The organism is Rothia sp. P7181 (assembly GCF_048513015.1).
Classification (GTDB): Bacteria; Actinomycetota; Actinomycetes; order Actinomycetales; family Micrococcaceae; genus Rothia.
This window is the reverse complement of the sequence record NZ_JBLXXZ010000002.1, coordinates 77,323-100,033: the sequence shown is the minus strand read 5'-3', so window position 1 is coordinate 100,033 and position 22,711 is coordinate 77,323. Positions and strand designations below refer to the sequence as shown.

The following is a 22,711-nucleotide window of genomic DNA, read 5'->3' as shown; positions in this document are numbered from 1 at the left end:
CATGATGAGTTAAAACTCAATCTGAAGACGATGCATTGACCCAACTTATATTTACAGGAGGACATGTGCTTAGCGCGTTCGGTCGGGCTTTTAAAACCCGCGATTTGCGGCGTAAGCTGCTGTTCACCCTGGGCATTATCGTAGTGTACCGATTTGGTGTTTTTATTCCAGCACCGGGTATCTCTTACGGCAACGTTCAGCAATGTCTAGCGCTCGGTAACACTACCGGAGGCGTCTACGATGTGGTGAACCTCTTTAGCGGTGGCGCATTGCTACAGCTGTCAATTTTTGCTCTTGGTGTGATGCCTTATATTACTGCTTCTATTATTGTGCAGTTGTTGAGAGTCGTCATCCCACGCTTTGAACAGCTTCATCAAGAAGGCCCGCAGGGACAAACCAAACTCACGCAGTACACCCGCTATCTGACAATTGGTCTTGCCCTCTTGAATGCAACAACAATTGTTACGCTAGCTCGTACCGGAACTTTGCTAGGGGAGTGCCCACTTCCTATTATTCCCGATGAGAGCTTGGCCCATATCCTTCTGATTATTGTTGTTCTTACTGCAGGAACAGGCGTCATCATGTGGTTGGGTGAGCAAATCACCGAAAAGGGCGTCGGTAACGGCATGTCCTTGCTGATTTTCACCTCTATTGCAGCGCAATTTCCGACTTCCTTGGGTAGTATCGCTAGATCTCAAGGGTGGGGGGTCTTTGCCGCCATCTGTGCTATAGGATTTGTCGTCATTATCGCCGTTGTCTTCGTTGAGCAATCACAGCGTCGTATCCCTGTTCAATACGCAAAGCGTATGGTGGGGCGTCGTACCGTACAGACTCGTTCAACGTATATCCCCTTGAAAGTGAATATGGCCGGTGTTATTCCGTTGATTTTCGCTTCATCCATGCTTCTTGTTCCAGGTTTGATTGCAAACTTCAATACTCCTCGTGATGGTACTGCTCCTCCAGAATGGGTCAACTGGATTAACACCTATCTTGTTCGTGGAGACCACCCTCTGTATATGTTGCTTTACTTCTTCATGATTCTAGGATTTGCATATTTCTATGTTTCTATCACCTTTAATACCGAAGAGGTTGCCGGAAACATGAAGAAATACGGTGGCTTCATTCCCGGAGTTCGTGCAGGACGAGACACCCAAGAATATCTCTCGTATGTTCTGAACCGTATTACTTTGCCAGGTTCCTTGTACTTGGCAATTATCGCGATGATTCCGCTTATTGCGTTGGTACTGTTTAACGCAAACCAGAACTTCCCATTTGGCGGTACCTCATTGCTCATTGTTATTGGCGTTGGTTTGGATACTGTGAAACAGATTGACGCTCAGCTACAACAACACAATTACAAAGGATTGCTACGATGAATCGTTTGCTCATCATTGGACCTCCCGGTGCAGGTAAAGGAACCCAAGCTGCTCGTATTGCAGAAAAGCTCAATATTCCTGCTATTTCAACAGGTGACATCTTCCGTAAAAATATTAAGGAAGAAACTCCCCTTGGAAAAGAAGCAAAAAGCTATATCGACGCTGGAAACCTCGTACCAGACTCGGTCACCAACAACATGGTGCGTGCTCGTTTAGCTGAAGAAGATGCTCGAGATGGTTTCCTTCTTGATGGATACCCTCGCAATACTGCTCAGGTGGCTGAACTTGATGAGATTCTCAAAGAACTTGGGCAAGAAATTGACCAGGTACTTTTGCTCATTGCTGATAACGATGAACTCGTAGAACGTCTTCTTGGGCGCGCTGCTGAACAAGGACGCACCGACGATACGGAAGAAGTGATTCGTCACCGTCTGAAGGTCTACGAAGAACAGACTGCACCTTTGCTCTCTGTCTACCGTGAACGTGCCTTGATTCAAGAAGTAGATGGTCTTGGAGAAATTGACGATGTAACGACTCGTATCCTTGAGGCCTTGAAGAAATAATATTCTGATAGGTTGTTGTGCCCCCGACAAGTTGCGGGGGCACAACAGCTTAAAAGAATAAAATCACCTGCATTGTGTTTTCAACATAGTGCTGAGAAAGGACGTTCTGATGGGACGCATCGAATATAAAACAGATCAACAATTACGTTGGATGGCTCAAGCAGGAGTCATTACTTCTCGTGCGCTGGATGCTGCCGTGCACGCTGCAGAAGCTGGGATAAGCACTAACGAACTCGACGTCGTTTTCCGGAATGTGCTGAAAGAACATAACGCTACGTCAAACTTTTTGGGGTATTACGATTATCCTGCAACTATTTGCACTTCGGTCAATGATGAGGTCGTTCACGGTATTCCCGGGGATAGAGTCCTAGCCGTTGGCGATATGATTTCTATTGATGGAGGAGCCATTGTCGTTGATCCGCAAGGTAAAAAATGGAATGGCGATTCTGCACGAACTAAGCTCATCGGAGAGGTGAGCCAAGAACGTCGAGAACTTTCTGAAATAACTCGTGCTGCAATGTGGCATGGTATTGCTGCTATGGCGACAGCACGCAAAGTTGGAGAAATTGGTTTAGCGATTGAGAACTTCGTCCGTTCCGAGACTGGCGATAAATATGGAATTATCGAAGATTTTGTAGGTCACGGTATCGGTACGCAAATGCATATGGCTCCAGAGGTACTGAACTATGCGGCACGAGATCTAGGCCCTCGTTTGAAGAAGGGGATGGCCTTGGCTATTGAACCGATGTTGGTTACCGGCGGCATTGATACCCGAACTCTTGCTGATGAATGGACCATCGTTACTGCTGATGGTGGTGACGCGTGCCAATGGGAGCATAGTGTAGCTCTTCACTCTGAGGGCATTTGGGTATTGACCGCAGAAGATGGCGGCGCGGAGGAACTCTCTAAGCTTGGTGTTACCGTCAAACCTATTCCTGCTTAGTCTGGTTGAAAGAAGAACGCAGCACACACTGAGTCTCATCTCCCACATTTGGTGAGACATGAAGAAAGATATTATGAGCACAACTCACACAAAAACTTCGGTGGAGATTTCTAATGTCCGCCCTGCCCCTGGAACTATTGCGCTACGTGCTCCACGTCGTGAACAGCCTCCTCGTCATATTGCTGATTTTGATATGAAAGGTCGCCGTGCTTTTTTGGAGGAACTTGGTTATCAACCATTCCGTGCAGCACAGTTATCAAAACATTATTTTGAACGTTTGGTGAGCGATCCTGCCCTTATGACGGATTTACCTGCTGCTGACCGCGAAAAAATGGTATCCGAGGCTATGCCACAACTCCTGACTCCGGTACGTACTCTTGAAGCAGATCAAGGTAATACGTTGAAGGTTGTTCACCGTCTTTTCGACGGCGCGATGGTTGAATCCGTCATCATGCGATATGAGAATCGTGTGACGATGTGTATTTCTTCGCAAGCTGGTTGCGGTATGAACTGTCCGTTTTGCGCTACGGGGCAGCAGGGGCTAACACGTAATCTTTCAACTGCCGAAATTGTTGAACAGGTTGTTGCGGGAGCTCGTTATCTCAAAGAGATGAAAGGTCTTGAACAAGCTGGCGATGGCGCTGAGGATACTCGCCCCTTACGAGTGTCGAATATCGTGTTTATGGGTATGGGCGAAGCTCTTGCAAACTATAAACGTACGATGGGTGCGGTGCACCGTTTGATTGACCCATCTCCGGAAGGCCTTGGTATATCTGCTCGCGGTATTACGATGTCTACCGTGGGGCTTGTGCCAGGTATGCGTAAATTCGAGATGGAAAAACTTCCGATTACCCTTGCCCTATCTTTGCACGCCCCTGACGATGAACTACGCGATGAGTTAATTCCTATTAACACTCATTGGAAAGTTGATGAGGCGCTGGACGCCGCGTATAGCTATTATCGGACTACTGGGCGCCGTATTTCCATTGAGTATGCGTTGATTCGAGATATTAATGATCAAGGATGGCGTGCCGATCTTTTAGGGAAGAAGTTGGCACAGCGAGGACGCGGATGGGTTCATGTGAATCCCATTCCGTTAAACCCGACTCCCGGTTCAAAGTGGACGGCTTCTCGTAAAGGTGTGGAGCAGAACTTTGTGGAGCGTTTACGCGCTCATGGTATTCCAACCACTATTCGTGATACTCGTGGGTCGGATATTGACGGAGCCTGTGGACAGCTAGCTGCTCAGGAATAATTCGTGCCACGCAACATGCTCAATGAGTGCAATATCACGTGATGATTACTCAAATGGGTTAACTTTTGAGCAGATATCCCGTACACTAGATTGTTGGTTGTCTCTACCGTTCCTCGTGTTCTGTGTAGGGATAGCTCACAAGATAAGTTCAATGTCTGATGTGGATTCATTAGGCACCGACGTTAGCGGAGGATATGGCCAAGAAAGACGGCGTCATTGAGATTGAAGGTTCTGTGGTCGAAGCTCTACCCAACGCGATGTTTCGTGTTGAGTTGGACAACGGACACAAAGTACTAGCTCACATCTCAGGCAAGATGCGTCAGCACTACATTCGAATCCTGCCTGAGGATCGAGTTATTGTGGAATTGTCCCCTTACGACCTATCACGCGGTCGTATTGTCTACCGCTATAAATAAACAGCATAATAAACGTCGCTTAACGCGGCGTTTAACGTGCGTTAAATAGGGGATAACGTTCTCTACGTATGTAGGGAAACCTCTTATCCCGCCCAACTGTAACTGCAAATAATTGCAATCAACGCAAAGGAATGCGATGAAGGTCAAGCCGAGCGTTAAGCCGATCTGCGATAAGTGCAAAGTGATTCGCCGTAATGGCAAAGTCATGGTGATCTGCGAAAATCCGCGCCACAAGCAGCGTCAGGGCTAATAACTTAATAGTTCTGAACAATGCTCATCCGTTTCAAGAACGGGTTCATGAAATAGGCACCGCTTCTAAAAACTACGTATAGGTATTTTAGAATACCTCCGGACACAGAGGCCGGGGACTGGAGATAACCTCCAGGCAGTGATGCCATAGACCTCTGATATCAATAAGGAGAACAGCCAATATGGCACGTCTCGCTGGAGTCGATCTTCCCCGCGAAAAGCGCGTGGAAGTAGCTCTTACATACATCTACGGCGTGGGTAAAACCCGTGCACACGAAACACTCGAGGCTACTGGAATTAGCCCTGACGTGCGCGTTAAGGACCTGAGCGATGCTCAGCTCGTTTCGCTTCGTGACTTCATCGAAGGTAACTACAAGGTTGAAGGTGACCTCCGCCGTGAGGTTGCTGCAGATATTCGCCGCAAGGTTGAGATTGGTAGCTACCAGGGTCTGCGTCACCGCCGCGGTCTGCCCGTACACGGTCAGCGCACCAAAACTAACGCTCGTACCCGTAAGGGTCCAAAGCGTACCGTTGCTGGTAAGAAGAAGTAATAACGCGTTGTTTCAGTCCATCACTTCTTGTTGGACCAACGTATTCACCAAACCTTTGTAGGAGAATCAAAAATGCCTCCCAAGACTCGTGCAGCGGCACGCAAAACTAGCCGCCGCAAGGTAAGCAAGAATATTGTTGCCGGTCAGGCACATATCAAATCCACTTTTAACAACACCATTGTTTCTATTACTGATCCATCTGGTGCAGTCATTTCATGGTCATCTGCTGGTGAAATGGGATTCAAGGGCTCACGTAAGTCCACCCCATACGCAGCTCAGATGGCTGCTGAGACTGCTGCAAAGCGAGCTCAAGAGCATGGCGTTCGTAAGGTAGACGTTTTCGTTAAGGGTCCAGGATCCGGTCGCGAAACTGCAATTCGTTCACTTCAGGCAACTGGCCTCGAAGTTGGTTCGATTCAGGACGTTACCCCTGTTGCTCACAACGGCTGCCGTCCGCCGAAGCGTCGTCGCGTCTAATTTTTAGAAGATGCGGTTCTCCCGAGTCCTATGACTCGGGCGGTCGGTTCTTAGCTCTTCTATAAGGAGCTATAAACCGATCACCGGACAGACTGCTTCGTCTGCTTCCTTATTCCCTGTTTTCCCCAACCTGTGAGCTCATATAGCGGATGCTCACTGAAAGGAAACATCGTGCTCATTGCACAGCGCCCCACTCTGAGTGAAGAGGTCGTAGCGGAAAATCGCTCACGCTTCACCATCGAACCCCTTGAACCGGGTTTCGGATACACCCTTGGTAACTCCCTTCGCCGGACGTTGCTTTCATCAATCCCCGGTGCAGCTGTAACCAGCATCCGCATCGATGGTGTTTTGCATGAATTCAGCACCGTTCCAGGTGTTACCGAAGATGTCACCGAGATTATCCTCAACATCAAAAAGCTTTCAATCTCTTCTGAGAATGACGAGCCTGTCGTCGCTTACTTGCGTAAGCAAGGTGAAGGCGAACTCACAGCAGGTGATATTGAGGTTCCAGCCGGCGTGGAAATTCATAACCCACAGTTGCACATCGCAACCTTGAACTCCAGCGCAAACTTTGATGCTGAGCTCATTATTGAACGTGGCCGTGGCTACGTTTCTGCGGCTCAGAACAAAACCGGTGATGGCGAGATTGGTCGTATTCCAGTCGACTCCATCTACTCACCTGTGCTGAAGGTTACTTTCCGCGTTAACGCAACTCGTGTTGAGCAGCGTACTGACTTCGACTCCTTGATTTTGGACGTCGAAACCAAGGAAGCTATCGTTCCTCGTGATGCTGTGGCATCGGCAGGTAGCACTTTGGTAGAGCTCTTCGGCCTAGCCCGCGAACTTAATACTGCTGCAGAAGGTATTGAGGTTGGTCCGTCTCCCGCAGACGAATCAATGGCAGCTGATTTGGCTCTTCCCATTGAAGATTTGGAAATGTCTGTTCGTTCATATAACTGCCTCAAGCGTGAGGGCATCCACACTGTGGGTGAACTTGTTGCTCGCAGTGAAGCTGACCTTATGGACATTCGTAACTTCGGTGCAAAGTCTATTGACGAAGTTAAGGCAAAGCTCACCGAGCTTGGTCTTGCGTTGAAAGACTCACCTCCCGGTTTCGAGCTTGCTTCACGTTTGCACGACGACGACGCTTACGGCGATTTCTAATCCCGGTTCGGATACCCTCACTACGGTGAGACGAACCTCAGGTCACAAACTTGGTTCCACACTCTTCGCAAAGGAGCGATGGAACAGTAATTCCATGGAGAAATAATTATGCCTACTCCCACTAAGGGTCCTCGCCTCGGCGGAAGCCCTACACACGAGCGCCTTATGCTCAACAACCTGTCTCAACAGCTTTTTGAGCACAAGCGCATTACCACCACTGTTACTAAAGCAAAGCGTATGCGTCCTGTTGCAGAACGTTTGATTACTTTCGCTAAGAAAGGCGACTTGGCTGCACGCCGTCGCGTTCTACGTTCCCTCAGCGACAAATCCGTAGTTCACGAGCTCTTCACCGTGATTGCTCCTGCAATGGCAGAGCGTCCTGGTGGATACACTCGTATCACCAAAATCGGTAACCGTAAGGGCGATAACGCTCCTATGGCTGTTATCGAATTGGTGATGGAGCCTGTAGCAACTGCTTCTGCTGTTGCTGAAGCAACCACCGTTGCAAAGAACTCTGCTGTAGCTGAAGAAGCTCCTGCACAGGTTGAAACCGAAGCTGCTGCTCCTGCAGCAACCGATAACGGTGCTCTTCCTGCTGGTGCACACGCTCCTTTGGAAAACGGCGAAGCTCCTGAAGGCTTCGAAATCAAAGGCAACGCTGATTCTATGAAGTATCACGTTCCTGGATCTCGCTGGTACACCAGCACCAAGGCTGAAATCTGGTTCGATTCCCCTGAGTCCGCTAAAGCTGCAGGATACGCACCTGCAGGTGGCGAAGCCGCTCAGAAGGTTTCTGAATAATTCACCTCATATGGCTTTTAGCTAAACTCTGCCGTCCGTAGTTAGACTATGGACGGCAGAGTTTTTATATATTCGGGAGAACCATGACTTATGTGGATACTGTAGAACATCACAATCAACGGGTGCGTATCGATTTAGCATACGACGGCACTCCTTTTGCGGGGTGGGCCAAACAGCCTGGGCTTGTAACCGTTGAAGGCTGCCTCGAACAAGCCCTTGAGATGGTTCTTCGTGCTCCTGTTCGTTTAGTAGTCGGTGGTAGAACGGATGCCGGTGTTCATGCGACTCATCAGGTCGTGCACTGCGATATTGAACGCAGCCGTTGGGATGCCCTTCCCGGGCGGAGCGATAGCTTGCCAGCTGATGCCCTCAAACGTCGGTTGAGGGGAGTGCTTGGAAGAGTACTCACTCATGCTGAACGAGAACTGGGGCTGCCATCCAGATTTAATGGTTTCTTAAATGGGAGTATCCGTATTCTTGCAGTTTCTGCAACCTGCCACACGTTTGACGCTCGTTTCTCTGCTACTGGCCGTTCTTATCGTTATTTAATTGATGATGGCAGTAATTATTCTGGAGAATCTGCCCTTTACAGACGCCTAGCGTGGCAGGTAGATCAGCCACTAGATCTTGAGCTGATGAATGATGCCTGTGAGGTGTTATTAGGGCTTCACGATTTTTTGTCGTTCTGCAAGCCTCGTGAAGGGGCGACAACTATTCGCCAATTACGTGAGTTGAGTTTTTATCGTACAGAGCAGGGGCTTATCCGTGCTGATATTCGTGCTGATGCTTTTTGTCATCACATGGTGCGTTCGTTGATTGCTGCAGCAGTTTCGGTGGGATCTGGCACTCATAATAGTGAATGGTTGGGGGATAGGATTAAAAACCCGTTACGAGATTCTCAAATACGTCTTGCGCCGCCATGGGGCCTGGCGTTATCTGAGATTACATACCCCGAAGAATCAGCTTTTGAAATGCAAGCTCGGCAAGCTCGGTCTCGTAGAGAGCTCTGATGTGATGGGGAACTCGAAATTAAAAGAGAATCCTGTGGATTAACTAGTAATCCTCATGTATAGTCTTATATATTGTGCGTGTTCTGTCCTGGTTGAAATACCTTCAGAAATAGCTCAGTTGCAGAGCAAATATTTATGAAGTGTACAGGATATAAGAACAACAGATGCGTTTGGTCCTCACCCAAACCCTGTTTGACGCATATTAGTAATTAGGCGCGATACCCAACTAAGCGCCAACTGTTCAAACGAGACAAAGGCGAAATTTTGCGCACTTACACTCCGAAACCCGGTGAAGTAGAACGCCAGTGGCACGTCATTGACGCTACTGACGTAATCCTGGGTCGTCTTGCCAGCCAGACCGCAACACTGCTGCGCGGAAAGCACAAGCCGACTTTTGCTCCTCACGTTGATACTGGCGATTCCGTCATTATCGTTAACGCAAGCAAAGTTGCACTAACCGGTGCAAAACTAGAACAAAAGCGTGCTTACCGTCACTCCGGTTACCCGGGTGGACTGAAGTCAGTTTCTTACGCAGAACTTTTGGAATCAAACCCAGTTCGTGCCGTAGAGAAAGCTGTTAAAGGCATGCTTCCTAAAAACAAGCTTGCAGCACAGCAGCTGAAAAATCTTAAGGTTTATGCAGGTGCAGAGCACCCGCATGCTGCACAGCAGCCTAAGACCTTCGAAATCACTCAGGTCGCCCAGTAATTCGGGCCAACGAAAGAACATTAGGAGAAATCGTGGCTCAGAATGAAGAGCAGATCGTAGTAGAAGAAGAGCTAACCAGCTACACTTCTGAATCTTCCGCTCCCGTAGCAGAAGACGCAAAAGCACCCCGCCCCGCACTTACTGTTGCAGGTGCAGCAGTTGGTCGTCGTAAGGCAGCAGTTGCTCGTGTTCGCGTTGTACCTGGCACCGGCCAGTGGACCATCAACGGTCGCGCACTCGAGAACTACTTCCCTAACAAATTGCACCAGCAAGAGGTTAACGAACCTTTCAAAATTCTTGAACTTGAAGGTGCATATGACGTTATCGCACGTATTCACGGCGGTGGACCTTCCGGTCAGGCAGGTGCTTTGCGCCTAGGTATCTCACGCGCATTGAACGAAATCGACGTTGAGAACAACCGTCCTACCTTGAAGAAGGCTGGCTTCCTTACCCGTGACGCACGCGTTATCGAACGTAAGAAGGCAGGTCTCAAGAAGGCACGTAAGGCTTCACAGTTCTCCAAGCGTTAATCACGCAACGAGAGCATTTGGCTCTACACTGTTCAAAGGCAGAGTCTCCCAAAGAGGAGGCTCTGCCTTTGGCGTATCTCAGGAATATATTTTTCGAAAAGGGCTCTGGTGTAGCAGCACTCTCATTCTATGAACAAAAAATCTCTACCCTCAACCTGAGAAGAGTAGGATAAGAAGAGCGTGCTGGTTCGTTCGATACACCTGATTATTAGGGTCTATCTGCCAGTAACACTGTGTCTCAGTTCTAAAGCTCTTTAGAATATGAATGGAACCAACCACCAAAAGAAACTCAACGGAGAGGGCAGCTATGGTAGCTACCAATGGAAATAACGAGAACACCGAAGCTAAGGTTGAAAAAACCTCTGCTTCTGGAGCCGATACTCACCAGAAAGAAGCTATTAAAGCTGCTTTGAAAAAAGAGGTACGTCGAGTCTCAGTCGTTGAAGATTATTCAGCTGAGCTAGATGAAATTGCTTCATTGACGAAGAAACTTTCAGGTGAAACCAGCGACTCTGACGCTTGGAAAAAGGGTTATCCCTACGATAAAAAACTTTCACGTAAAGAATACGAACGTGAGAAGAGAGCTCTGCAAATTGAGCTTTTGAAATTACAATTGTGGGTTAAAGAAACCGGACAGAAAATCCTTATCATCTTTGAAGGCCGAGATGCCGCTGGTAAAGGTGGTTCTATTAAACGTTTTACTGAGCACCTAAACCCTCGTGGGTCACGTGTGGTTGCGCTTGAGAAACCCACCGAAATAGAACAAACCCAATGGTATTTCCAACGCTATATTGCGCACCTTCCTGCCGGCGGAGAAATCGTCATGATGGACCGCTCTTGGTACAACCGTGCAGGAGTCGAACGAGTCATGGGCTATTGCAGCTCACAGCAATACTACGAATTCATGCGTGAAGTACCAGATTTGGAGCGTATGCTTGTGAACTCTGGTATTAAACTCATCAAGTTCTGGTTCTCCGTGACACGAGCAGAACAGCTAGCTCGTTTCAACTCTCGTAGAACAGACCCCGTACGTCAGTGGAAACTTTCTCCTACAGACCTAGCCTCTTTGGATAAGTGGGATGCTTATACTGAGGCAAAAGAAGCAATGTTCTTCTATACAGACACCGGTGATGCTCCATGGACCGTTATTAAATCTAACGATAAAAAGCGTGCCCGACTTGAGGCAATGCGTCATGTTTTGAGCCAATTCGATTACCCCAATAAAGATAAAGATGTTGTTGGCAATGTTGATTCGCTCATTATCGGTCCAGCTTCTGCAGTCTTTGATGATGAAGACCCTGAAAATCCAGAAGGATTTCCAATTCTCAAAGACGAGGATAATTAGACTAAAAGGCGTAGAATAGCCAGTGATGTCGAAAAGATTATTTGGAACCGACGGTGTACGCGGTCTGGCGAATGAGCTCATTACGCCAAGTATGGCTTTAGAGCTCGCGCAGGCTGCCTCCATCGTATTAGGGTTCAATACGGTAGAAAAAGGTACCCGACCCAAGGCGCTTATCGCCCATGATTCCCGTATTAGCGGTGAGTTCATCGGATCTGCGATGATGGCTGGTTTTGCTGCTTCTGGTGTTGATGTGTGGGATGCTGGTTTAGTTCCCACGCCAGCAGCAGCATATTTGGTTGGGGCTACAGGTTCAGACTTCGGTGTGATGATTTCAGCTTCACATAACCCTGCTGAGGACAACGGAATTAAGTTCCTTGCTCGAGGCGGTAAGAAGCTCGATGACGCCATCGAAGATGAGATTGAAGCGTTGTATCGCTCCAAAGAGTTCAGATATCCCACCGGTGGGGAAGTGGGGCGTATACGTCCTCTCACCGATGGAGAAGACCGGTACGTGACGCACTTGCTTTCGACCATTCCTGGCCATCGACGCCTTAACGGTCTGAAAGTCGTCCTTGACTGCGCAAATGGTGCAGCCTCGGGTGTCTCTCCGGATGCATTCCGCATGCTAGGGGCCGATATCGAAGTTGTTGCTGCTGCTCCTGATGGAATCAACATCAACGATGGAGTGGGCTCCACCCACCCAGAAAAGCTTCAAGAAATGGTCGTTGCCCATGGCGCTGACCTTGGCATTGCCCATGACGGAGACGCCGATCGTTGCATTGCTGTAGACGAACAGGGCAACCTTGTTGACGGCGATAAAATCATGTCGATTATTGCGGTAGCGATGAATGAAGCTGGAAGGCTCAAAGATAACACCCTCGTTGCAACAGTGATGAGTTCTTTGGGACTTGAACTATATCTTCGAGAACAAGGTATCAAATTGGAGCGTACTTCTGTAGGCGACCGATATGTTCTTGAATCGATGAACGCTCAAGGTTATAACTTGGGCGGTGAGCAATCCGGCCACGTCATTATGAGCGATTATGCGACGACTGGTGACGGTGTACTCACTGGACTGCAACTTGCTGCAGAAATTGTTCGTACGGGTCTTCCACTCTCAGAACTGGCTAGCCGTATGAAGGCAACTCCTCAGTGCCTGATTAATGTTCGGGGAGTCGACCGTGATGGTGTTGCAACCTGTGAGAAGCTTCAACAAGCTATTGCAGAGGTTGAAGAAGAACTCGGTGAAACTGGCCGTGTCTTACTTCGCGCATCAGGAACTGAGCCTTTGGTTCGTGTCATGGTAGAAGCCTCGGACCAGGAGACTGCTGATCGCTATGCAGCCTATCTAGCTGATATCGTCAAACGAGAACTAGGTTTGTAAGTGGTACGGGGATTCTTATCTAACACATCATAGATAAGAATCCCCTATATAGCAGGAGCAGTGTTGATGTTTCTGCTGTGAAAAAGGAAAAAGGGAAAAAGTTACTCCCCATATCTTGTACAAGATATGGGGAGTAACTTTTTAAGTATTTTATTGTGTTAGTTCAATAAAGATTACTTGGAAAGAGCGTCGCGAATCTCTTTGAGAAGAACGATCTGAGGATCAACTTCTTCTTCATCTTCTTCGCCAGCTGCAATTTTAGCTGCACGACGTTCGTTCATCTTGTTGATGGGGGTAACGATCGCGAAGTAAACAGCTGCTGCGATGAGAAGGAAGTTCACAACTGCGGTGAGGAATACACCAATCTTGATTTCTCCGAATACGAGGAAATCGTCGAAGCTGGGGGAGCCAACAAGCATTGCGATTGCAGGCATGATAACAGCTTCAACCAATGCGGTGATAACTGCGGTGAAGGCGGTGCCGATGATAAGACCTACTGCGAGGTCGACGACGTTGCCACGGGTAATAAAATCTTTAAATCCATTAAGCATGTATATAAGAGTATCTTTGTCCTGAACTAATTTGAATGTTTAGAAAAGATATTTTCTCTCGAAAATAGTGTATTTAGTCACATGGTGTGACATGGGATATTGACCTATCCTACTTTTTGAAAAAAATATCAGATTTTTTCATTTAGAGGTATGCTGGTGCCGGACCAAAACCCCAAAATGTTTCCAAACATTCAGCGTGAGATTGATAGTATCGTTCGGCTTCACTCACCCCGATATATCGAAAATGCCATGACTCATAAAAATAACCAGTAAGCTCATGCTTCCAATATGGAAAACGCAGAATAAAACCAAAACGGTGAGCATAACGAGCAAACCATTGTGCTTCAGGGGTTTGAGAGAAACATACTGCAAGATTACAATTGCCTGCGGCTGAACCAATATCAAGAGCTAAACCCGTTTGATGTTCTGAATACCCCGGACGAGCAGAAGCAGTGTCAGCTTGTTCCTTGCCATATGTGTTCACCCAATGTTCGTAGGTGTTAATCTGATCATCATACGAACGATAACCACTCAACGTCGTAGGAGATAAACCTTCACGCGTAGCTGCCGCAAACAAAGCATGAGCGTTCTGAGCTGCCTCTTCACGAAGTAATACCGACCCAAAAGGTACCAAATCATGTGGATGGTAGTGAATCGGGTCAAGAGGGTGCTGCTTATTGACGAGAACAGATAAAGAATCGGCACGAAAATGATGCGCTGAAGGCTCCGCCTGCGGTGACTCGGTTGAATCCGACGTGATGGGAGACTCCTGTGCTAACTTTCCCCCTCGAGCCTCAGGCAATGATACTTCTGTGCGACTTTGAGGTTGCTCAGCATGAGAGCTACAAGAACACAAAGAAAGAGTCGCCGCAGCAGATAAAAACCAACGACGACCAAAAGAACGAGACTTAGCCATCACTACTAATTCTTCCTCAAAAGCACACGAGAAATACTATGGTCTGACCCCTTAGAAAGAATTAGTTGTGCACGTGCCCTTGTGGGGCGAACATTCTCTAAAAGATTGGGCTCATTAATAGTGCGCCAAATTGAAGTTGCTATCTCTACAGCTTCCTCATCTGAAAGATTCGCATAACGATTAAAGTACGAATCCGGATTCTGAAAAGCATGATCGCGTAAAGACAAGAAACGATCAATATACCAACGCTCGATATCACTCGTTCGGGCATCAACGTAGATAGAGAAATCAAAAAAATCGCTCAAAGACAAGGCTGCTTGGCTCTGCCCCCGCAATTTAGGCGGTGCTAATACGTTAAGTCCTTCAACAATTAAGACATCAGGCGATGTTACTTCAATTTTTTCGTCAGGAATGATGTCGTAGAACAAATGCGAATACTTTGGTGCACTCACCCGTGGCACGCCAGACTTTACATCAGCAATAAAACGCAATAGCGCACGACGATCATAAGACTCGGGAAAACCCTTACGAGCCATGATCCCACGGCGTTCAAGCTCCGCATTGGGATATAAGAAACCGTCTGTTGTAATGAGCTGAACATCTGGGGTAGAAGGCCAACGGCTGAGCAACGCTTGAAGCAGGCGTGCCGTTGTTGATTTACCTGCTGCTACAGAACCCGCAACTCCAATAATAAAAGGAACACGACGCTGCGATAACCCCAAAAAATCATTAGTCATACGATTAATAGAGGCAGTAGAGTTTGCATATAAATTCAATAAGCGAGACAACGGAAGATACACATTACGCACTTCTTCTACGTCGAGAGTCTCTCCCAATCCGCGCAATTGTTCAATTTCAGACTCGCTAAGAGGAACCTCAATCTCCGAAGATAAACGTGACCACGTGGCACGATCTAGTTCCAGAAAAGGTGAGTGTCGCGATAATAAAGGGGCTGAGCTCATTGAACACATTTTAGTTCTCTTCACCTAGAAAAACCTCAATATGAGCAGTTTGCTCAGAACGTGTCAGAAGATAAAACAACGACGAGTATCCCACACCGCGCGTGGCACACACCTAAAATTTTCACGGTTCTCAGGTAGTATTAGCTGTATGTGTGGAATTGTAGGATATGTTGGTCTGGGTTCTAACCCAGACGGTAAAAAATTTGATCACAACTCATATGATGTTGTCCTTGAAGGGCTCCGTCGCCAAGAATACCGCGGATACGACTCCGCCGGTGTTGCTGTTGTTGGCGATGCAGGCATCGAGTTCCGTAAAAAAGCAGGAAAACTAGTTAACCTCGTTCAAGAGGTAGAAGAGAACCCCATCGCGGATTCTCACATTGGCATTGGACACACCCGCTGGGCAACCCACGGTGGACCCAACGACGCCAACGCCCACCCCCACGTCGTTGATAATAACCGCCTAGCGATCGTACACAACGGCATTATCGAAAACTTTGCAGAACTCCGCAGTGAGCTCAGCGCCAAAGGTGTTCAGTTCCTTTCTGAAACAGACACCGAAATCGCAGCAAACCTCATCGCTGATATCTATAACAACCTCGAAGAAAAAGACCTCACCGAGGCTATCCGTCAAGCGTCTAATAGACTCGAAGGTGCTTTCACCATCTTGGCTATTCACGCAGACTTCCCTGACCGCGTGGTAGCAACACGTCGTAACTCACCACTTGTTATCGGTCTTGGCGAAAACGAAAACTTCCTTGGATCTGACGTCTCCGGCTTCATCGACTACACCAAGAGTGCTGTCGAAATGGGACAAGACCAAATCGTGACCATTACCGGAACCGATTACTCCATCATCGACTTCGAAGGAAACCCCGCAGAAGGTAAACCTTTCGATATCGAATGGGATGCTGCCGCAGCAGAAAAAGGCGGATATGAGTCCTTCATGGAAAAAGAAATCCATGAACAGCCAGCTGCCGTACGTGACACTCTCATGGGACGTTTCGATGAGAACGGAAATCTCACCCTTGACGAGCTAAAAATTGATGACAGTATTCTCCGCTCCATCGATAAAATTATTGTTGTCGCATGCGGTACCGCAGCATACGCTGGACAGGTTGCACGTTACGCAATTGAACACTGGTGCCGTATCCCCACCGAAGTTGAGCTTGCACACGAGTTCCGCTACCGTGACCCCATCGTTAACGAGAAAACCCTCGTGGTTTCACTCTCACAATCAGGTGAAACCATGGACACTCTGATGGCAGTACGACACGCACAAGAACAAGGCGCAAAAGTTGTCTCTATTTGCAACACCACCGGTTCAACCTTGCCACGTGAATCAGACGCAGCACTATACACTCACGCCGGACCAGAAATTGCTGTAGCTTCAACGAAAGCCTTCTTATCACAAATTGCCGCAGCATATCTACTCGGTCTTTACCTTGCTCAGCTTCGTGGCAACATGTACAAGGACGAAATTCAGCAGGTCTTGAGCGAGCTACAAGCGATGCCGGAGAAGATTCAAGAGCTTCTCACCAAAGAACAACAAATCAAAGATCTTGGTATCTCCATGAAAGATGCTAAGTCCGTGTTGTTCCTTGGCCGCCACGTCGGATTCCCCGTAGCACTCGAAGGCGCATTGAAACTCAAAGAGATTGCATACATCCATGCAGAAGGTTTCGCCGCAGGCGAGCTGAAGCACGGACCTATTGCTCTTGTTGAAGAAGGACAACCCATCTTCGTTGTTGTTCCTTCACCTCGTGGACGAGACTCCTTGCACTCTAAAGTTGTCTCTAACATCCAAGAAGTACGAGCACGCGGCGCAGTAACCTTGGTGATTGCAGAGGAAGGCGATGACGCAGTTCTCCCATACTCTGACCACGTCATCACCTACCCACAGTGCCCAGCTCTTCTTCAGCCTCTGCTAGCAACCGTACCATTGCAAATTTTTGCATGTGCACTCGCTGGAGCTAAAGGCTTGGACGTTGACCAGCCACGTAACTTGGCAAAATCTGTGACAGTGGAATAAAAACCGCAAACTATCAACGGGACAAGACCTTGTGCTGTTGAGATGACTTCTTCAGGGGGTGGTGAACCATGAATTATGGTTCACCACCCCCTGAATCGTTATGGTTCATATTGGGGGAGTAGTAGATGATTATTGGGACAGGTATTGACGTGGTAAATATCGACCGGTTTGAAAAAATAATCCATAAAACACCAGCATTACGCCAGCGACTCTTCAGCGAAGAAGAACAGCAAAAACCGATACGCTCACTGGCAGCACGTTTTGCTGTTAAAGAAGCTGTTGCAAAAGCTTTAGGGGCACCATCAGGGCTGTCATGGAAAGACTGTTCCATCACCAATAGTGTGAATGGGAAACCTCAACTTCTTCTGTCCGGAACAGTCAAATCATATGCTGAAAAATTACGTATCAACCACTGGCATATAACGCTAAGCCATGACGAACCAATAGCCACTGCTATGGTGATAGCAGAACACCTTAACAGTGAAGAACTAGAACTTCTTAAAACATCGAGAACACCAAAAAGAATGGATAATTTCTAACACTGCCAACGTACCCCTAAGGATACAACGTAGACATGGATCCGCTAAAAGCTATCGATCAATGCTATACCACTTACACTATTGAAGATCTTAAAAATGACATCCTACTGCCCACGCCTACTGACCATAAATACACTCGTGGTGTATTAGGTGTCGTTGCAGGTAGCCCAGAATACCCTGGTGCCGGACTACTCGCCACAAAAGCCGCGGTCCATAGTGGTGTGGGAATGGTGCGGTTTCTTGGTACTGATGCCCTTAACCTTCTGATACACCTGCATGTTCCAGAAGCGGTATGCACTACTAACCGCGAAAAGATGCCTACACCTGATGCATGGTGCGCAGGCTCTGGCGCAACGGGTGAAGAACGTCAAGAACTTCTAGAACGGATTCTTGATGAACCGGTTCCAGCAGTATTAGATGCCCAAGCGCTACCGTATTTTGCTCAATCTATTGCATTAAACGGCCCAGCTAAAAGTCATCGTATCGTGACTCCTCATGCCGGAGAACTACACCAGATGCTCACATGGATTGCTTCCTTGAACCCCACTTTATGGAATGAACATCATGCCCATGATGTACCAGAACAACACGATATTCTCAAAAACCCTAGCTATTGGGCTCAACATACAGCTCGACTAACAGGGGCAACAGTACTTCTCAAAGGGCACACGAGCTATATCGCTAGCCCCGAAAACGAGGAAGGGTACAAACTCCAAGCACCTCATAGTTGGCTAGCAACAGCAGGAAGTGGAGATACCCTGAGTGGGATTATGGGATCTTTCCTTGCCACACGCCATGCCCAAGCCAGAACACAGAACCATTCATTATCTACCGTAGATTTTTTGAGAGTAGCCGCAAGCGCTGTAGCTATCCATCATCAGGCAGCGCAGAACGTTCATCGTAACGAATGCGGGGGCCCAACACCACCGAGTGTCGTGACAGAATATATTGCACAAGCTATCTCAGAAATATTCTCAGAATAGTGTTTTACTGTTCATAAAAAATTGGTGGGTGCCCAAAGTTGGGCACCCACCAATTTTTTAAAAAGATGGACTGTGCTAGTATGCGCCTTGCTTAGCGAAGACTGCGCGTACGGTACGGAAGAGAATAACAAAGTCACCAGTAATTGACCAGTTCTCAACATAGTATAGGTCTAAGCGAATAGATTCTTCCCATGAGAGGTCAGAACGTCCAGAAACCTGCCATAGACCAGTAATACCGGGTTTGACCAGTAGACGGCGGTAGGCTTCCTCCTCATACTGATTGACCTCAGTTTCCAACGGTGGGCGAGGCCCCACGAGGGACATATCACCAACAAATACATTCCATAACTGAGGAAGTTCGTCGATGGAATATTTACGGATAAACTTTCCAACCTTGGTAATACGAGGGTCATTTGCCATTTTGAACAGAACGCCATTGCCCTCATTCCGATCTTGCAAATCTTTTTTAAGCTCTTCAGCGTTGGTCACCATCGAACGGAACTTCACCATTTTGAACGTTTCACCACGGTACCCTACTCGCTCTTGGAAGAAGAAGATTGGTCCACCATCTAGCTTGATAATAATACCAACAGCAATAAGTAAAGGAGCTAGCACAATAAGCCCTAACGTAGAACAGACGATATCAATAGTCCGTTTGATTAAGGCAGAGAATCCTTCCATACGAGGGGTCGATACGTGAATGAGAGGAACACCGTTAAGCGGCTGGGTATGGATACGTGGTCCAGCGATATCAGTCATGGCTGGGGCGAGAATAAGCTTGATATGAGAGGCTGCGAGATCCCAACCCAAAGTTCGCAACTGTTTTGGTGTCAGTCGATGCCCTGAAGATACTGCAACGGCTTGGATATTATTCTCGACGCATACTCTCAGAATTTCTTGGGAATCCGTGCTATAACCAAGAATGGGAGCTTCAACCTCGGAGATGACTTTTCCTTCGGAATACCCCGGCAAATAGAAAGCCACCGGATTCAACCCAGAAAGCTTCGCTTCCCTCAAAATATCGTAGAGGTGTTTACCCGACTCGGTATCTGAAATCACCAAAACACGGGTGAGAGCACGTCCGCGTTGACGCCAATGTACGAGGTAACGTCGTAGACTCCATCGAGCAGCTAAGAGTAATATGAGACCTAGAGGATAGGCTATAAAAATATAGGTGCGGGCAAAATCTACCTTCGTCATGTACGAGAAAATAGCTAGTCCACAGAAAAAATAGCTAGTGGCTTTGAAAACTAGACGATACTCATCGCTTCCTTGTCCGAGATACCGGATATTGCGAGAATTAGAGATATCAAGAGTGATAAACCATAAAATGGCAAGGACAAAACCCGTAGCAGCGTAATTCCACGATGCGTCAAAACGACCGAGTACTTCAGCGTTATTGAAACCAAAACTCACAAGATGTGAAAAAATGATGGTGAACGTAATCACCAGAGCATCGCAGAGATACAACGCTGCAACAACTTTAGGTTGCCAGGTTTTAAGACCGCGGTTCTCTGACCAACGTTGTTTAATGATGGTATTGCTAGCCACCTGAAGATTCCCCCGAATATTTCCCTAAGATAAAGAGCTAGGAGACACCCCTAAAAATTTGTATCTCCTAGTAGAACATCAGTACGTGAATGATACGCTATCTAATGTTATTGCGCTTCCCCCATGATAATCCTATGAACTCAGCAAATAGGCATATCACCTCAAGAAAACGGATAAATGTGGACAAAATTTCCTTAAAGAATGAACTTTGCTGAGGTAAATAGACATAAGTGTCAAGGATTGACGCTTAGATGAGTTCCGCTTCTGTGAGAATAAACTCTATAACAGGGGCATATAAATGTGGAGTAACATTGTCATCCATCGGAACAACCTCCAAAATATGACCCTGCTCAGCAGATACAAAAAGCCCTGGATCATTACAATCCGCAATGCCAATAGTATCCACACCAACAGAAGCCGCAAACCCCGCCAAACCATGATCTGCAATCACCAAATCAGGAACAATACCACGCTCAGATAACTGAGATAACGCAATATCCATGGGACCAGGAAAATGAGTATGTTGAAGACCGCCATACTGTTCAAAAACAATGACATCAAAAATTTGGCGAAGATCCCCATCTAAAAATCGTTCACCCTCACGAATACTCAGTACCTGCGCCCCATGAGAACGCGCAATATGTGCCATCTGCGCATAGATAGGAAATAATCCAGCGGGATGCCCTGTCGCAAAAAGAAGTGACTTCTTCTCACGGACCGCAGCACCAAAGATACGAGCATAACGACGTAAAGCATCAACACACAAACGGGCACTAATAGTATCCTGACCCATACGAAACTCTGGGTCAGAAACAATACCAACCCGACGCGTCATCACCTCAAAAACATCCTCATACGTCCATGGTCGAGTCCATTTCACCCCAAACTCTAAATGCTCGTTGCCATCAATGAAACCTTGAATATGGCTTAGATTATTCTCACGAGCAGTCGCAACCTCACCCGTAATTTTAGACGCATCTAAATACGCCATAAACTCATCATCAGACATCGTAAAACGTTTAACGCCAACTCCCTGAGGATACATATTGCGCTCCTTCGACAAAACAGAAACTTTTCTACGCCAAACTCATAAGAGTTCTATATAACCTAAGCATATCTTCCGCACTATGCTCCCATGTTTTCTCACGGGCACGGTGAGCACCATTTTGACCTAATAAACGCCTACTCTGTGGCGAACGAACCATCTGTTCTACAGCAATAGCCCACGCCTTAGGAGTACGCGGAGAAACCAACACCCCACTGACACCGTCAGCAACAGCACTTTTTAGCCCATCAACATCACTCGCTAAAACCGCAGCGCCACAAGCCTGAGCCTCTAACGCAACTAAACCAAAAGTCTCAGAAGACGACGGAACAGCCACAATATCTGCCCTACGGAAAAACTCTGCCAACTCTTCTGGTGGATACGAAGGATAAAAATCAATACACTCATCCACTCCTAACTCCTCAGCACGAGAGACAAGCTGCTGGTGATACTCAGGGCTGCCCTGCCCAATAAAAGCGCACCTTACAGAAATGTCCTGAGGCAGAAGAGCAAGAGCCTCCACCAAAATGTGCAACCCCTTTAACGGTTGAGGCCGTCCAGCAAATACCAGAAAACATTCAGAAGAAGAACCCTCATTCATCCGACGAGAAGGCACTACATCGTGAAAAACCTGAGAATCAACCCCCGGCGGAATAACAACCGTTTTCTCCTCCTGAGCACCATACCAACGCACCATTTGCTGAGCCTCATCAACAGTATTAACCACCAAAGAGGTCACCTGCTGACAAATCTTCTGCTCACCCTCGTACCGAGCTTGAGGCTCACGATCTTCACCCTGCCCAGAACGAGCATCCTTAGCAGCGGCGGTTGTGTGCATGGTGTGTACCCACGGCACAGAATAATCCTTCCACGCCCCCTCTAACAAAGAAAGAACACTCATGCCAGAAAGCCAATAATGAGAATGAACGATATCAGGATTCTCTAACGCCGCATCAGCTACTGCCTTTGCAAAATCATCAACCAACGCTGGCAACTGATCCTTTGACGCACCTGCCGCAGCATCAACTTGAAGACTATGCACGACCGTCCGCGGTAACACCTCCGATACCTGTGCGGACGGTGAAGAAGAACCAGAAGTATCTAACGTAAATACCTCTACTGATAGGTTCGGATACAGCTTCAACAACGCCTGAAGAGAACGAAGAATATACACATTCATTCCACCAGCATCCGCAGTACCTGGCTGATCTAAAGGCGACGTATGCATCGACAGAATATGAAGATGCATCTTAGGCGAATCAGAAGAACTGAACTGAGAAAAAAACTTTGTAGTATCGTGCTGCACCTCTTTACTGTATTGCACAACGAACAAGGACGCACCTATTTATCCTCGATAACG

The 22,711-nt window shown here is 47.5% G+C and carries 24 protein-coding genes; 18 read left to right on the top strand and 6 right to left on the bottom strand.

The genetic code is table 11. The annotated features are described in order from the left end of the window. Positions 1-65 precede the first annotated feature (65 nt). From secY to glmM, 15 genes are all read left to right on the top strand, one after another. Positions 66-1,376: a preprotein translocase subunit SecY gene (gene secY / locus ACN08Z_RS01805; protein WP_419102921.1), complete on the top strand. Its 1,311-nt coding sequence runs from the start codon at positions 66-68 to the stop codon at positions 1,374-1,376. Next, positions 1,373-1,939 (top strand): adenylate kinase, encoded by a 567-nt coding sequence (locus ACN08Z_RS01800; RefSeq protein WP_419102920.1) that lies wholly within the window; start codon positions 1,373-1,375, stop codon positions 1,937-1,939. The genes secY and ACN08Z_RS01800 overlap by 4 nt, the downstream gene beginning before the upstream one ends. Before the next feature lie 109 nt (positions 1,940-2,048). Beyond that, positions 2,049-2,882 carry a type I methionyl aminopeptidase gene (gene map, locus ACN08Z_RS01795; protein ID WP_419102919.1) on the top strand — a complete coding sequence of 278 codons (834 nt, stop codon included), beginning with the start codon at positions 2,049-2,051 and terminating at the stop codon, positions 2,880-2,882. Positions 2,883-2,955: 73 nt separating this feature from the next. After that, positions 2,956-4,137: a 23S rRNA (adenine(2503)-C(2))-methyltransferase RlmN gene (rlmN, locus tag ACN08Z_RS01790; RefSeq protein WP_419102918.1), complete on the top strand. Its 1,182-nt coding sequence runs from the start codon at positions 2,956-2,958 to the stop codon at positions 4,135-4,137. Positions 4,138-4,331: 194 nt separating this feature from the next. Next, the gene (gene infA / locus ACN08Z_RS01785; RefSeq protein ID WP_419100849.1) at positions 4,332-4,553 is read left to right on the top strand and encodes a translation initiation factor IF-1; all 222 of its coding nucleotides are present in this window, start codon (positions 4,332-4,334) and stop codon (positions 4,551-4,553) included. A gap of 136 nt (positions 4,554-4,689) precedes the next feature. Further along, the gene (rpmJ, locus tag ACN08Z_RS01780; RefSeq protein ID WP_419100848.1) at positions 4,690-4,803 is read left to right on the top strand and encodes a 50S ribosomal protein L36; all 114 of its coding nucleotides are present in this window, start codon (positions 4,690-4,692) and stop codon (positions 4,801-4,803) included. Between the two features lie 181 nt (positions 4,804-4,984). Then, positions 4,985-5,353, top strand: a complete 369-nt coding sequence (rpsM, locus tag ACN08Z_RS01775) for a 30S ribosomal protein S13 (protein WP_419100847.1) — start codon at positions 4,985-4,987, stop codon at positions 5,351-5,353. 72 nt (positions 5,354-5,425) lie between these two features. Further along, positions 5,426-5,830, top strand: coding sequence for a 30S ribosomal protein S11 (gene rpsK / locus ACN08Z_RS01770; RefSeq protein ID WP_419100846.1), 405 nt, complete (start codon positions 5,426-5,428; stop codon positions 5,828-5,830). A gap of 171 nt (positions 5,831-6,001) precedes the next feature. Further along, entirely contained in the window at positions 6,002-6,994 is a 993-nt protein-coding gene (locus tag ACN08Z_RS01765; RefSeq protein WP_419100845.1) for a DNA-directed RNA polymerase subunit alpha, read from the top strand. 108 nt (positions 6,995-7,102) lie between these two features. After that, positions 7,103-7,795 carry a 50S ribosomal protein L17 gene (gene rplQ, locus ACN08Z_RS01760; RefSeq protein ID WP_419102917.1) on the top strand — a complete coding sequence of 231 codons (693 nt, stop codon included), beginning with the start codon at positions 7,103-7,105 and terminating at the stop codon, positions 7,793-7,795. An 83-nt stretch (positions 7,796-7,878) separates the two neighbouring features. Next, positions 7,879-8,805: a tRNA pseudouridine(38-40) synthase TruA gene (truA, locus tag ACN08Z_RS01755; RefSeq protein WP_419102916.1), complete on the top strand. Its 927-nt coding sequence runs from the start codon at positions 7,879-7,881 to the stop codon at positions 8,803-8,805. Between the two features lie 264 nt (positions 8,806-9,069). Continuing rightward, positions 9,070-9,513: a 50S ribosomal protein L13 gene (gene rplM / locus ACN08Z_RS01750; protein ID WP_419102915.1), complete on the top strand. Its 444-nt coding sequence runs from the start codon at positions 9,070-9,072 to the stop codon at positions 9,511-9,513. Positions 9,514-9,545: 32 nt separating this feature from the next. Beyond that, positions 9,546-10,043, top strand: coding sequence for a 30S ribosomal protein S9 (rpsI, locus tag ACN08Z_RS01745; RefSeq protein ID WP_419102914.1), 498 nt, complete (start codon positions 9,546-9,548; stop codon positions 10,041-10,043). A gap of 307 nt (positions 10,044-10,350) precedes the next feature. Next, entirely contained in the window at positions 10,351-11,388 is a 1,038-nt protein-coding gene (ppk2, locus tag ACN08Z_RS01740; RefSeq protein ID WP_419102913.1) for a polyphosphate kinase 2, read from the top strand. Between the two features lie 25 nt (positions 11,389-11,413). Further along, positions 11,414-12,772, top strand: coding sequence for a phosphoglucosamine mutase (gene glmM, locus ACN08Z_RS01735; protein WP_419102912.1), 1,359 nt, complete (start codon positions 11,414-11,416; stop codon positions 12,770-12,772). 173 nt (positions 12,773-12,945) lie between these two features. On the opposite strand, the gene mscL is transcribed toward glmM, so the two are convergent. From mscL to coaA, 3 genes are all read right to left on the bottom strand, one after another. Further along, complete coding sequence (mscL, locus tag ACN08Z_RS01730; RefSeq protein WP_419102911.1) at positions 12,946-13,323, bottom strand: large conductance mechanosensitive channel protein MscL; 378 nt, start codon at positions 13,321-13,323, stop codon at positions 12,946-12,948. Positions 13,324-13,465: 142 nt separating this feature from the next. Then, complete coding sequence (locus tag ACN08Z_RS01725; protein ID WP_419102910.1) at positions 13,466-14,239, bottom strand: M15 family metallopeptidase; 774 nt, start codon at positions 14,237-14,239, stop codon at positions 13,466-13,468. A gap of 5 nt (positions 14,240-14,244) precedes the next feature. Then, positions 14,245-15,201, bottom strand: a complete 957-nt coding sequence (gene coaA / locus ACN08Z_RS01720) for a type I pantothenate kinase (RefSeq protein WP_419102909.1) — start codon at positions 15,199-15,201, stop codon at positions 14,245-14,247. A gap of 148 nt (positions 15,202-15,349) precedes the next feature. Between coaA and glmS the strand changes: the two genes are divergently transcribed. From glmS to ACN08Z_RS01705, 3 genes are all read left to right on the top strand, one after another. Further along, a complete protein-coding gene (glmS, locus tag ACN08Z_RS01715; protein WP_419102908.1) occupies positions 15,350-17,233 on the top strand; it encodes a glutamine--fructose-6-phosphate transaminase (isomerizing) in 1,884 nt (627 codons plus the stop codon). Positions 17,234-17,358: 125 nt separating this feature from the next. Beyond that, positions 17,359-17,772, top strand: a complete 414-nt coding sequence (locus ACN08Z_RS01710) for a holo-ACP synthase (RefSeq protein ID WP_419102907.1) — start codon at positions 17,359-17,361, stop codon at positions 17,770-17,772. A gap of 35 nt (positions 17,773-17,807) precedes the next feature. Then, on the top strand, positions 17,808-18,755 hold the full coding sequence (locus tag ACN08Z_RS01705) for an ADP-dependent NAD(P)H-hydrate dehydratase (protein WP_419102906.1): 948 nt from the start codon (positions 17,808-17,810) through the stop codon (positions 18,753-18,755). Positions 18,756-18,830: 75 nt separating this feature from the next. On the opposite strand, the gene ACN08Z_RS01700 is transcribed toward ACN08Z_RS01705, so the two are convergent. The 3 genes from ACN08Z_RS01700 to ACN08Z_RS01690 all read right to left on the bottom strand — a co-directional run bounded on the left by ACN08Z_RS01700 (position 18,831) and on the right by ACN08Z_RS01690 (position 22,657). After that, entirely contained in the window at positions 18,831-20,306 is a 1,476-nt protein-coding gene (locus ACN08Z_RS01700; RefSeq protein ID WP_419102905.1) for a sugar transferase, read from the bottom strand. Positions 20,307-20,553: 247 nt separating this feature from the next. Further along, the gene (locus tag ACN08Z_RS01695; RefSeq protein WP_419102904.1) at positions 20,554-21,351 is read right to left on the bottom strand and encodes a phosphatase; all 798 of its coding nucleotides are present in this window, start codon (positions 21,349-21,351) and stop codon (positions 20,554-20,556) included. A gap of 31 nt (positions 21,352-21,382) precedes the next feature. Continuing rightward, the gene (locus ACN08Z_RS01690) at positions 21,383-22,657 is read right to left on the bottom strand and encodes a glycosyltransferase (RefSeq protein ID WP_419102903.1); all 1,275 of its coding nucleotides are present in this window, start codon (positions 22,655-22,657) and stop codon (positions 21,383-21,385) included. Between the last annotated feature and the right edge of the window lie 54 nt (positions 22,658-22,711).

Excerpts from the sequence above, each read along its gene's own strand:
- ACN08Z_RS01705 (WP_419102906.1), top strand. The coding sequence starts at position 17,808 with ATGGATCCGCTAAAAGCTATCGATCAATGCTATACCACTTACACTATT.
- rpsK (WP_419100846.1), top strand. The coding sequence starts at position 5,426 with ATGCCTCCCAAGACTCGTGCAGCGGCACGCAAAACTAGCCGCCGCAAG.
- ACN08Z_RS01800 (WP_419102920.1), top strand. The coding sequence starts at position 1,373 with ATGAATCGTTTGCTCATCATTGGACCTCCCGGTGCAGGTAAAGGAACC.
- coaA (WP_419102909.1), bottom strand. The coding sequence starts at position 15,201 with ATGAGCTCAGCCCCTTTATTATCGCGACACTCACCTTTTCTGGAACTA.
- mscL (WP_419102911.1), bottom strand. The coding sequence starts at position 13,323 with ATGCTTAATGGATTTAAAGATTTTATTACCCGTGGCAACGTCGTCGAC.
- ACN08Z_RS01695 (WP_419102904.1), bottom strand. The coding sequence starts at position 21,351 with ATGTATCCTCAGGGAGTTGGCGTTAAACGTTTTACGATGTCTGATGAT.
- rlmN (WP_419102918.1), top strand. The coding sequence starts at position 2,956 with ATGAGCACAACTCACACAAAAACTTCGGTGGAGATTTCTAATGTCCGC.
- ACN08Z_RS01725 (WP_419102910.1), bottom strand. The coding sequence starts at position 14,239 with ATGGCTAAGTCTCGTTCTTTTGGTCGTCGTTGGTTTTTATCTGCTGCG.
- glmS (WP_419102908.1), top strand. The coding sequence starts at position 15,350 with ATGTGTGGAATTGTAGGATATGTTGGTCTGGGTTCTAACCCAGACGGT.
- rpsM (WP_419100847.1), top strand. The coding sequence starts at position 4,985 with ATGGCACGTCTCGCTGGAGTCGATCTTCCCCGCGAAAAGCGCGTGGAA.
- rpmJ (WP_419100848.1), top strand. The coding sequence starts at position 4,690 with ATGAAGGTCAAGCCGAGCGTTAAGCCGATCTGCGATAAGTGCAAAGTG.
- ACN08Z_RS01710 (WP_419102907.1), top strand. The coding sequence starts at position 17,359 with ATGATTATTGGGACAGGTATTGACGTGGTAAATATCGACCGGTTTGAA.
- infA (WP_419100849.1), top strand. The coding sequence starts at position 4,332 with ATGGCCAAGAAAGACGGCGTCATTGAGATTGAAGGTTCTGTGGTCGAA.
- truA (WP_419102916.1), top strand. The coding sequence starts at position 7,879 with ATGACTTATGTGGATACTGTAGAACATCACAATCAACGGGTGCGTATC.
- rplQ (WP_419102917.1), top strand. The coding sequence starts at position 7,103 with ATGCCTACTCCCACTAAGGGTCCTCGCCTCGGCGGAAGCCCTACACAC.
- glmM (WP_419102912.1), top strand. The coding sequence starts at position 11,414 with ATGTCGAAAAGATTATTTGGAACCGACGGTGTACGCGGTCTGGCGAAT.
- ppk2 (WP_419102913.1), top strand. The coding sequence starts at position 10,351 with ATGGTAGCTACCAATGGAAATAACGAGAACACCGAAGCTAAGGTTGAA.
- map (WP_419102919.1), top strand. The coding sequence starts at position 2,049 with ATGGGACGCATCGAATATAAAACAGATCAACAATTACGTTGGATGGCT.